The sequence below is a fragment of the Bacillus mexicanus genome, from assembly GCF_050445615.1.
GTDB classification, from domain to species: Bacteria; Bacillota; Bacilli; order Bacillales; family Bacillaceae; genus Bacillus; species Bacillus mexicanus.
The window spans coordinates 857,769-869,723 of sequence record NZ_JBCEYV010000001.1 but is presented as its reverse complement, the minus strand read 5'-3'; the positions used below and the strand labels follow the sequence as shown (position 1 = coordinate 869,723).

Sequence of the window (11,955 nt, the reverse complement as noted above, 5' to 3'; positions counted from 1 at the left end):
AATCAATACTTTTCCTTAAAAATTCAATTGAATCGAATCCAGCATGTTCTTTTCTTCCTCCATGCTACCGCTTAATCCGATATGTTCAATTAGAATGCTTGGCTGTTCGAGAATCGCCGATAAGATGTGTAAGTAGTCGTTTGATAAAGCCTCAATTCTGCTTTTCTTAAACAGTTTTTTTGAATATTCAAACAACCCGTGATAGTTGTCTCGATCTGCCTGAATCGACAAAGTCAAATCGAATTTGGCAACCGGTTGATGAAATGGATACGGCTTAAGCTGAAGGGAATCGAAAGTCAATTCAGCTTGATCGAGATTTTGCAGCACAAACATCGTATCAAATAAAGGATTACGGCTTGAATCTTTTGGAAGATACAGCTGCTGAATCAATTCTTCCAGCGGATAGTCTTGATTTTTATAGGCGTTCAGCATGTTTTCTTTTACTTCGTTTAAGTAGGCATCAAATGTTTTACGGCCCGCCGGGTGATTGCGGATGACTAATGTATTAACGAACATTCCCACGACTGATTCCACATCCAAATGAGTCCGGCCGGCAGATGGTGTTCCTACGATAATATCCTCTTGTCCGCTGTATTTGGATAAAAGAATCGTATAGGCTGCCAATAAAATCATATATAGTGTTGCTCCTGTATCTTCTTCCATTTGGCTTAAACGCTGTTTCAAGTGTTTCGGTATAAGAAATTCAAAGGATTCGCCTTCGTAATCGCGTATGGCAGGTCTCTCATAATCCGCAGGCATATCCAGTACAGGAATGTCACCGTTAAACTGATCCAGCCAATACGTTTCCTGGCTCTTGATGTTCCGTTTCTGAATGTCCGATTGCTGCCAAACTGCATAGTCTTTATATTGAACAGAAAGCGGGTCGGGTTCGTTGCCATCGTAGATTTGGCTTACGTCTTTCATCAGAATATTGACGGACATGCCGTCAGAAATGATATGATGCATATCAACCACAAGTACGTGCCGCGCAGGTTCAAGTTCAATCAATCCGGCCCGCATCAGCGGCGGCTTTGATAAATCAAATGCTTTGATGAAATCTAGCACACGGTCTTCCGCTTCTTCTTCGCTTGCTTGAATTCGCTCTATCGTAAAGTCGACGTTCTGATGAATACGCTGTGCCGGCTCGCCTTCATATAAATGAAAGCTGGTCCGCAACGCTTCATGACGCTCGATTAATTTTTGAAAAGCGGCGTTTAACCGGTCGTAATCGACAGTCCCTTCCACACTCATGGCCCCCGTCATATTGTAAGTCAGCTCGCCGCCTTCTGCGTGACTTAACAAATACATCCGCCTCTGAGCTGAAGAAACCGGATAATAGGGCATTTCCTTTGCGGCCGGGATCGGCACATATCGATTTTTGTCCATGTGTAATGCCTTATCAGCCAATTGTTCAATGGTAGGAAACTTGAATATGTCTTTGAGAGACAGATTCACATCCAGCTCTTTGTGAATTCTGGCGGCTAAGGCTGCCGCGCGAATAGAGTTTCCTCCAAGATCAAAGAAATTATGTTTGATCCCCACATGGCTTATCCCAAGTACTTCCCTCCATAAATCTGTCAGTTTGCACTCCGCTTCATTACTCGGCGGAACATATTCAGCAGTCAGCTGCAGATTCGCTTCAGGCTCGGGCAGTGCTTTACGGTTTATTTTCCCGTTGGACGTTAACGGCATATGCTCCAGACGGACAAAATAGGATGGAACCATGTAGCCCGGAAGCTCTGCTGTCAATTGCTCCCTAAGCTGCGCAGCCGCTATAGGTTTGTCGCTTACGTAATACGCGCACAATTGTTTTAAGCCGTCTGCTTCTTCTCTCACTGTCACCGCGGCTTTTTGCACCGCTTCCGTATTGTGCATCGCCGCTTCGATTTCACCAAGCTCGATTCGGTGCCCCCTGATTTTGACTTGTTCATCAATACGGCCTACATACACAAGATTTCCATCTTTCAATCGCTTAGCCAAGTCTCCAGATTTGTACATCTTCGCTCCCGGAATATATGGGTTTTCGATAAATTTCTCCGCCGTTAAATCCGGGCGATTCCAATACCCTCTGGCAACACCGGGTCCGCTGATATACATTTCGCCGATGACCCCGAACGGAACTAGATTTCTGCTTGGATCGGCCACATAAATGTCGGTATTGGCCGCAGGAGTGCCGATCGGTACAAATTCCCGCTTGTCCCGTTTTGCGTCGAAATGATAAATCATACATCCGACGACAGTTTCCGTCGGTCCGTATTCATTGAAAATATCCAGCCGGTCTTTAAACTGCTCGCTCACACTTTTGGCCAGACGGGCGCTTAAATTTTCTCCGCCTACAATCATTTTCCGAACGGTGGTGCCGTCTGCTATATTCATCTCCTTGATGACATGCAGATGGGCCGGTGTCAATTTGATTATGTCTATTCTTGAGTCTTGCATAATCTCAGCAAGCACAGCGCTTTTGTCTTCTCCGTCGTAGACAATGATCGTATTCCCCGTAACAAGCGGTGTAAATACCGAAGTCACCGTCAGGTCAAAAGAGATAGACGAGTATAATGGAAAGTTGGTTTTTTCATCCCGCACATAAACCTGTTTCGCCCACCAAATATAATGAGACAGCCCCTGATGCTCAATGAGTACACCTTTCGGATTTCCCGTAGAACCCGACGTATAGATCATGTAGGCCAAATCATGCGCGTCGCTTTTTGATTCAAGGTTTGAGCGATCGTCATGATATGAGTTTTCCTCGTCCAAAAGCACAATATCACCATCATACGGCAATAGATCCCGCAGTTGCCGCTTTGTCAATACTATCTCCGCTTTTGAATCCCTCAGCATATATTGGATTCGATCCTCCGGATATTCAGGATCAATAGGTACATATGCGCCGCCGGATTTCAGAACAGCCAAAATTCCAACAATGAGCTCGATACAATGCGGAGAGATGATGGCAACGAATTGATCCGCTTGTACGCCTTTTGCCCGTAACGTCCGCGCCAATTGGTTCGCCCGTTCATTGAGCTGTTTGTACGTATACCGCTCATTGCCAAAAATAACAGCTGCATGATCAGGCTGCTGTTCCGCCTGCATTTCAAACCATTGGGAAACTGTTTCGTTATGCGGATATGGTGTCTTTGTGTCATTACAATCAGTCAGCAATTGCCGACGTTCGGCTTCAGACAGCATAGGGATGGAAGACAACGTCATCTCCGGCTGCTTAACCAGGCTGTTCAAAATATTGGTATAGTGTTTTGTCATCTGTTCTATGGTGCTTTTTTCAAACTGTCCCGATTTATAATCAAAATGCATCTCAATCTGTTGTCCGGCATCTTCAACCGTCAGCATCAAATCATATAAAGAGACCCCTGGATTTCGTTCTTTCACCCTAAAGGTACATTCATTATGCCGGATTTCATGAAATTCAATATTTTGAAACACAAACATTGTGTTAAACAGAGACTTTCCAGTTGTTTCCTGATGCATATTTAATTTCTCTACAAGCCGGTCGAATGGATAGTCTTGATTTTCGAAAGCGTCAAGCGTCTGCCGCTTTACTTCTTTAAGATAATCCGAAAACGTTCTTTTGGCGTGCGGCTTCGTCCGGATCCCGATCGTTTGGATAAAAATACCGATGATACTTTCGATATCCGGATGATTCCTTCCTGAAGCAGGCGTGCCTACGACAATATCTTCTTGTCCTATATATTTATGAAGCAACACTTTATAGGCGGCAAGAAGCACTGTATACAGAGTCGTTTCCGATTTTTGCGCCAAATCTTGAAGCGAGCGAATGACTTCCGGCTGTAAGGAACACGTCACACGCTGTCCCTCAGAGGAGTGCTCCGCCGCTTTTGAACCGTCTGTCGGCAGTTGGAGGACCGGAATTTCGTCTTGAAATTGTTCCAACCAATATGTCTCCTGCCGCTTCATGGCATCTTCATTCAGCCATTGGTTTTGCCATTCTGCAAAATCTTTATATTCAAATTCAATGTCTGGCAGTGGTTTTTGATGATATAAAGCCAGTAATTCATTTGTAAGGATGTTGATGGAGTACCCGTCCGAAATGATATGATGCATATCGATGAGCAGCTCGGCCTGTTCGTTATCAATCTTGATCAGCTCCGCGCGAACCAAAGGAGCTTGTTCCAAACGGAACGGTTTTACAAACCGGTCTGAATAGGCATCAAATTCGTCCCGGCTCATCGTCCGGACATGAATCTTAAAATCCACTTCGTTTTCTAGTTTCTGGACGATTTCGCCATCAATAATGTCAAAATATGTGCGAAACGCTTCATGCCGCTGCATGACTTGCTGAAGAGAAGAAATCAGGGCTTGCTCATCGTACTGCCCTGTTATTGATATTTGGCCGAACATATTTTGAGCCAGCTGATCCGGCTCCATTTGGTGCAGAAAATATACTCTTTGCTGCGCCGGCGTTGTCGGGTAATACGCTTTTTTCTTAGCGGCCTTCATCGGGAGGTGCATGACTTTCGTTTCGTTCTGAATGAAACGAGCTAATTCCTTAATAGTCTGGTGATTGAAAAATTGTCCGATAGAAACCTTTTGATGAAATGTCTTCTGAACTTTGGAAAGCATAAGTGTCGCTTGGAGTGAGTTTCCTCCCAGAGTCAGGAAGCGATCTGATCTGCCAATCCGTTCAAGTCCGAAAAGCTCCTCCCAAATCCGCGCCAGCTGCCGCTCCGTTTCATTTTCCGGCGGCTCGTAGGTGTAAGTGAAGTTTGCCGTATTGCCTGCGATTGAAATGATCTGCTTTTGGTGTTCGGCGTACAGTTCTTGTAAATCACGCTGTTGTTCATCGGTAAATATCCTCAGGGCGTCAAGAGGGACAGAATTTCCTTCAACCATTTTTTGCAGCAATGTCGCAAAGCCCGCACCCCATATTTTCATGATTTCAGGACTGATGACATTCGTATTAAAATCGAAATCAAGAACATATTCTTGATCCGCGTCTGTTATGTTAAGAAATAAATCGTACAGCAAGCATTTCACCGGGTATGCAACGGGCTCCGCCTCTGCCTTTCCGAAATGCAGCTTTCGAAACGGTCTGTCCAAATTAAAAATAATACGCATATCCGGCACCTGATCGTGCGGGAGCTCTCTGGCCACCAGTGTCATCGGAACGGCTTGATACCGCATGGCGTGATTCACGTTTTCTTTCATACTGCCAAGATAACCGGATAAAGTGCTTTCTGAAGAAGACGTGTTCATCACCGGAATCATATTGACGCAATTTCCAATCAGATTATGCTGTTTCATATGCGATTGACCTGCTGCGGGAATCCCGATCACAAGGTTGGACTGTTTGGTAAGCTGGTGCAGAAAAAGGTGAAATGCGCCCAGCATCGTTACAAATACGCTATTTTTCATCTGAATGCTTAATGACTTCAAAGCCGCGCTTAAAGACTGTCCAAGCCTGACGGTGCATCGGTCCCCCTCATACCCGTTCGGATAACGGGCAGAGGCGACGCTCGGCAGGACCGCCTGCTGTATTGGTTCAGAGAAATGACGCCGCCAATAACGGACTCCTTCTTCATAATGGCCGCTATCCATCTGCGCCTGCTGCCAGTCTAAATATTGATAAAACGAAGCAGCAGCTTCTTTAAGCGGAAGTGGTTTTCCTTGTACAATTGCCGTATAGTTACTTTCTAGTTCTTGAACAAAAACGGCGATTGACCATCCATCGGCAATGATATGATGGAACGTGAGCACAATCAGATGCTCATTGTGAGCTGATGTAAGTACATGGATTCTAAACAAGGGTTTTTGTTCATGGAAATCAAACGGCCACTTCGCATCTTCTGTCAGCCATTTTTGAATTTCCGACTCCCGATGCTCATCTGGGAGACCGGTAAAATCAATGACAGGTATTTCTATAGTCATCCGTTCCTGCACTTGCTGTACCTCGTCATCGGCATGAATCACCGTACGTAAAGCTTCATGGCGATCGACGATATGCTGTACAGCTTGTGTTAAGGACGTATGCTGCAGCTCCCCCTTCACTTTCAGCATAATAGACTGGTTTAAAGCCGCAGAAGCTTCATTCCCGTAATGGGATGCCATAATCAATTGTTTTTGTTCAGGTGAAAACTCGCGCGTTCCGGGCTTTTTACGATCTCCGTCATCAGGAGAATCCGGGCCTTCCGGAATAAACCCGCCTCGGCGAAGATCCTTCACCGTGTCTTTCACGGCTTGAATGATATGTTCAATATCTTCCGCGGTATGCGCCGAAGATAAGAAACAGTTGCGTCCTTCCCACACATAAACCCCTTTATAGTTGAGGTGGTAAAAGAACAAGTCATTATCAAGCGATGAGACAAACCGGAATAAAGAACCGAATCGAACCATGCGGATAGGAACTTGTGATTGTTCAAAGTAGCGATTTAACTGATCGACCAGATAGGCTGTTTTTTGATTCAACTGCTCATATATGTCTTCTCCCTCGGTTTGTAAATAGCGAAGCACCGCTAATGACATTCTCATAGTAAGCGGGTGCGTATTGAAGGTGCCGGCCACAAATGTTCGTTTCGCCTCGTCTTGCGGATAGGAGTCGTCTCCGTACTGCCAGGTTCCCCCGTCGATCGCATTCATGAATTCAGCTTTTCCGGCAACAATCCCTAACGGCTGTCCGCCGCCGATAATTTTCCCGTAGGTCACTAAATCGGCTTGAATGCCGAACCATTCCTGAGCGCCGCCGAGACCGATCCGAAATCCGGTAATAATTTCATCCATAATCAAAGCTGTTCCAGATTGCTGCGTGATCGCCCGCAGTTCTTTCAAAAACGCCCGCGGCTGTAAATCCGGCCTGCGGCTTTGAACCGGTTCTACCAGTACGGCTGCCAATTCGTCACCAAGATTGCGAATCACGTCCAGTGAATCGGGATTGTTGTAATGCAAAATAATCAAATCATCCATAAAGCTCTGCAGTATGCCCGGAGCCAGCGGATTCGCAGATGCAGCCCCGCCTTTTGTGCTGGCAACTCCTAATACACCGTCAAACGTTCCGTGATAAGAGCCTGAGAAGGCCACGACTTTTTTCCTTCCTGTTGCCGCTCTCGCCAATCGAAGAGCAACCATGACAGCTTCTGTTCCGGAATTATAGAAAGCGACCCTTTCTACTCCAGTGCACGTGCGGATATGGTCGGCAACTTCACCGGCGACATTTGACATCGGGCCGAGCGGAGGCAATGATGAACGGGTTGAATCGTTGATAACCTCTGTAATAAAGGCCGGGTGATGCCCGAAAAGGTTTACCCCAAATCCCATAGTGATATCAATATATTCGTTTCCGTCAACATCCCACATCTTAGAGCCGTCAGAACGTTCGGCAATAATCGGGTATACGATCTCCTTCCAATATGAACGGAAGCTGGATAAGTTGCGGTTGTTTGCATGAGCAAACCGGGTTTTGGCCGTATATTGTTTGGAACCTTTCGTTTTCTCTGCGTATTTTCGAATGAAATCTGCTAAGTATTGTCTTTGCTGTGCGGTATAGTGACCCTGTTCACTCAGATTCTGAGACTGAAAAGGAACATAGGGTTTCGTCTCTTGAGACGGTTTCTTTTCTATAGTGACGGCCGGGGGCGCCTGTTTGACAGAAGGTATTGATTTCTTCTGCTGTGCCATAGCCGATTCATTCACACTGCCGTTTTTTAGCAAATTAAAGCTATTTAACTGAGCTTGCAAGGTGTCCTGAATTAATTGATTTTGAGAAGCGATTATTTTTTCGAGCGCATGCTCCTGATGACCTACTCTGTGATCAGATTCTGGCTGTGTTTCTGAAATGACTGGTTTTTCCTGCGCCAGAACATTCTCTTGAACTGGAGCGGAAGATGGAATAGTCTCAGCCAAGTAATCTATGACACTTTGAAGGTTGTTCATCGTATCAAAGAAGCGATCCATCGGAATGTCTACCCCAAATTCGTCCGCGATGGCTTTCTTAACCTGTGACAGCATGATAGAATCCATTCCGAGCCCGATAAAATGAGCGTTCAGATCGATTTCATCCGCTTTGATACCTGAAGCATTGCCGATTATCGTTTTCAGGAAGGATTCAATATGCGCCTTCGATTGATTGATATTCAATGCCGCTTCTCCTCTCTCTTCGCCATCGTTTACACGCAATTGGTCAGCTTCAGCCCAGCAGCGATTCCGTTCAAACGGATACAAGGGCAAAGGCGTTTTTTGTACAGTTTCACCGGCGTACAGCGCATGCCAATCTATAACAGCTCCTTGCACAAATAATTCGGCGGCGCGATTTAGCCATGTGATTCGTTCATCCTGTGTACGTATCTGCTCCTCAACCAGATCAGCGGCTTCTTTATTCAGCTTTTCTTTATGAGCGGGCAGCATTTCCTTCAAGTTCCGATAACCAATGTGTACCCCGGGGAGATGTCTGTCCCTCTGCATAAGGCTTGTCAGCTTATCTGATAATTCTTGCTTACTGGATACAATCATGGCAATGCCATGATCCAAATGGGCTCTGCCTGTACTGGCTGTATAGCAAATGGACTTCAATGAAGCTTGGCTGCCATCTGATACATATTGCTGGTACTGCTGTGCGAGTTCATAGAGTGAATTTTCAGTATGAGCGGATAATACAAATAAGTGCGGCTCATTTTCGTCCTCGGGTGTGTACTCACTTTCAGAAGGATATTCCTCCAACACCACATGAGCATTTGTTCCGCTAAAGCCAAAAGAGCTGACACCGCCTCGCAGCGGCTCATCACCGGATGTAAACTCCGCAGCTTCCTGATCTATATAAAAAGGTGATGAGTGAAAATGAATGAGCGGATTAGGTTCCTTAAAGTGCGCTAACGGCGGGTTTTTCTTATGATTCAGCATGAGAACTGATTTGATCAGCCCAACAATGCCTGCCGCTTCAAACAAATGACCGATATTCGATTTTACAGAACCAATCGCGCAAAATTGTTTTTTTGCCGTATACTTTTCAAATGCTTTACAAAGTCCATTGAATTCAACCGGGTCACCGAGCTTAGTTCCCGTGCCATGCGCTTCGATGAAAGACAATGTTTCAGGAGCAATACCCGCGTCTTTCCAAGCCGTCTCAATGACTTCAGTCTGGGACGCCGGATTTGGTGCGGTAATTCCGGCAGTGGTTCCGTCTTGATTCATCGCACTTCCCTTGATCACGCCGTATATATGGTCTCCATCGCGAACCGCATCCTGCAAAGGTTTTAACAGGACTGCCGCCGCGCCTTCACCCGAGCCCGTACCATCCGAATCTTTGCTGAACGTTTTGGTGTACCCGTCAGAAGATTCCATATCAAGCCCGATACGCATTGGCAAGAGCGATGTTCGGATACCTCCGGCAAGAGCCATTTCACAATCGCCGGAAATTAAGGATTTACATGCCATATGAACGGCTGCAAGTGATGAAGAACAAGCTGTATCTACTGTGACTGCCGGTCCTTTTAAGTTTAAGAAATAAGCGATTCGGCTTGCTAACACGGAAGGAAGATTGCCGACAATATATTGATGAAGCTCGTCAGGATAATTCGCAGAAAGAAGGCGTTCATAATCGTAGCCTACCTTCGAGTACCCTGCATATACTCCGACCCGGCTCCCATTTATGCAGTCGCCCGCATAGCCTGCATCTTCAATCGCATGCCATGCAGACTGCAAAAACAGTCTTTGATTGGGGTCCATAAACTGGGCCGTTTTAGGAGCTAAACCGAAGAACGAATAATCAAAGCGGTCGATTTCATCTAAATAGCCGCCCTTCACAAACTGATTCTCATCGAATTCGCTTTGGATTGATCTTACATAATCTGCCGCGTCTTTCAGCCGAGATGCAGGGTATTCCCGAATGCTGTGCTCACCTTTTTCAAGCAGATTCCAAAAATCACTTTTAGTCGATGCACCCGGAACATTGAGCGACATCCCGATAATCGCGATATCTTTCGACGACACACGGCTTGGTTTCACTGTCATGTCGTGTTTGATTTCAGCATGGTTTTCAGATAGATATGCCGCTAAATCAGTGATGGAAGGATACGTAAAGAGGTCGGAAACGGCAAGCTCACGTCCAAATGTCTGTTCGATGCGCTCGGCAATTTGTGATAACTGTAATGAAGTTGCCCCCATATCAAAATATTGATCAGTTAGGTGAATCTTTTTTCCATCCAGTACTGCGGAAAAGATAGACAGCAATTCGGTTTCTATCTCATGAATGGGAGTATGTCCGGGTTTCTCCTGACTGCTCTCCAAAACTTCATTGATGGCGGCAGACTCTTTTGAGAAATTACCTTCCTCATACTGTCTGGCCAGCTCATAACGTTTCACCTTCCCGCTGGTTGTTTTTGAAAGTTTTCGGATCGGAAGGACTTCTTTTATGCTCCATCCTCCGCGCTTGTACAAATGCTTTTTAATCTCTTTGACAAGCGGAGCAAATATTTCAGGTGATTTTTTAAAAACAACAAAAAGCACAATTTCTCCGCTTCGTGTCCTTTGATCATATACACCGCAGGCTGCAACTCTTCCTAAGTCAACTTCTTCCATTTCAATCGCGACCCGTTCAATATCGTGCGGATAGATGTTCTTTCCGTTCACAAAAATAATGTCCTTTTCTCTTCCGGTAATGACTAAGTTACCACTTTCACTGATGAATCCGAGATCGCCCGTTTTTACCCAGCCGTCAGAAGTCATCGCTCTGTCTGTGCTTTCTGGATTGTTATAATAACCTTGAGTTACATTGTCTCCTTTAATCTCGACATGGCCGATGATTCCATTTTCTACTCTTTCATTTGCTCCGTTGGAGATACGAATCTGACAATAGTCAATGGGCTGACCCACTTCTACGAATGAAGCGCAATTTTGATCTTCTTTGCTGACGTTTACAGCTCTTTCTCCAAGGTTTAAATGATCGCGATGCAAATAAACGGGGACAAATTCCTCCCCTGTTTTAGAAAAGGCTGCGCCGACCGAAGCTTCCGCTAAACCGTAAACATTCAAAATGGCGGATCTTTTCAGATTGAATGCTGCGCATCTTGTCAAAAATTCGTCACAAAGCTCCGGCAATATCGGTTCTGCACCGTTTGCGATGACCTTGATGTGGGATAAATCCCAGTCTGGTTCGTTTTTCAGAAATTTAAGGAAGTAGTTGTACCCGAAATTAGGAGAGGATAGAATACTGGCTTTATGTTCATGAGCTTTTTTCATCCAAAGAATCGGTCTGCGAATAAATAATTCTGTAGGCATTAGATTTTGATTGATTCCGGTTATGAAGGGAACAAGGTGGCAGGCGATGAGCCCCATATCATGCGTTAAAGGCATCCATGATAAGAAAGAGTCTTTCGAATCAATGGCTAGGGAAGTCCCAATGGCGCACGTGTTATGTATTAAGTTGTGATGCGTTAACATGACTCCTTTTGGATCTCCTGTCGATCCAGAAGAAAATTGTATAAAGGCGAGTTCATCCGTATCAGGTTCATAAAACGAAGCGGGGTAATCGTAGGTTTGATCTTGAATGATGTCAGATTTTTCGTTTAATTGATGATGGAAATCCTGTAAATCGTGTTCTGCAGCGTATTTCTTTATTTTGTCCAATACTTTTTCAGAGGCAATCAAAAACGGATGATTTAATATATTCCAAATGCGCCACACCTTCAGCTTATGGTCATCATCTTCTCCGATACTGACCGGTACCGGGATCATTCCTCCTAATAAACATGCCCAGAAAGCAACGACGAAGGATTTGTTTTCTTGGATCTGAAATACAATTTCCTGCTTCGGCTGAATGCCGATATGCTGTAAATAGCCAAGATAGCCTTGCGCCTCCTCAAACAATTGGCGGTAAGAGACAACTGTTTCTTTTTTATCGGATTCGATAAAACGGATCCCGCGATCGGATATATTGCTTCTTTCCCGAATGACATCGACTAAGGTTTGGAACTGACTGGTATACATAAGGTCCCC

Annotated in this window: 1 protein-coding gene; it reads right to left on the bottom strand. The window is 45.2% G+C overall.

Features of this window, described 5'->3' with window-relative positions:
* Positions 1 to 15 precede the first annotated feature (15 nt).
* Positions 16 to 11,946 carry a non-ribosomal peptide synthetase/type I polyketide synthase gene (locus AAGG74_RS04775; RefSeq protein ID WP_429674688.1) on the bottom strand — a complete coding sequence of 3,977 codons (11,931 nt, stop codon included), beginning with the start codon at positions 11,944 to 11,946 and terminating at the stop codon, positions 16 to 18.
* Positions 11,947 to 11,955: the final 9 nt, after the last annotated feature.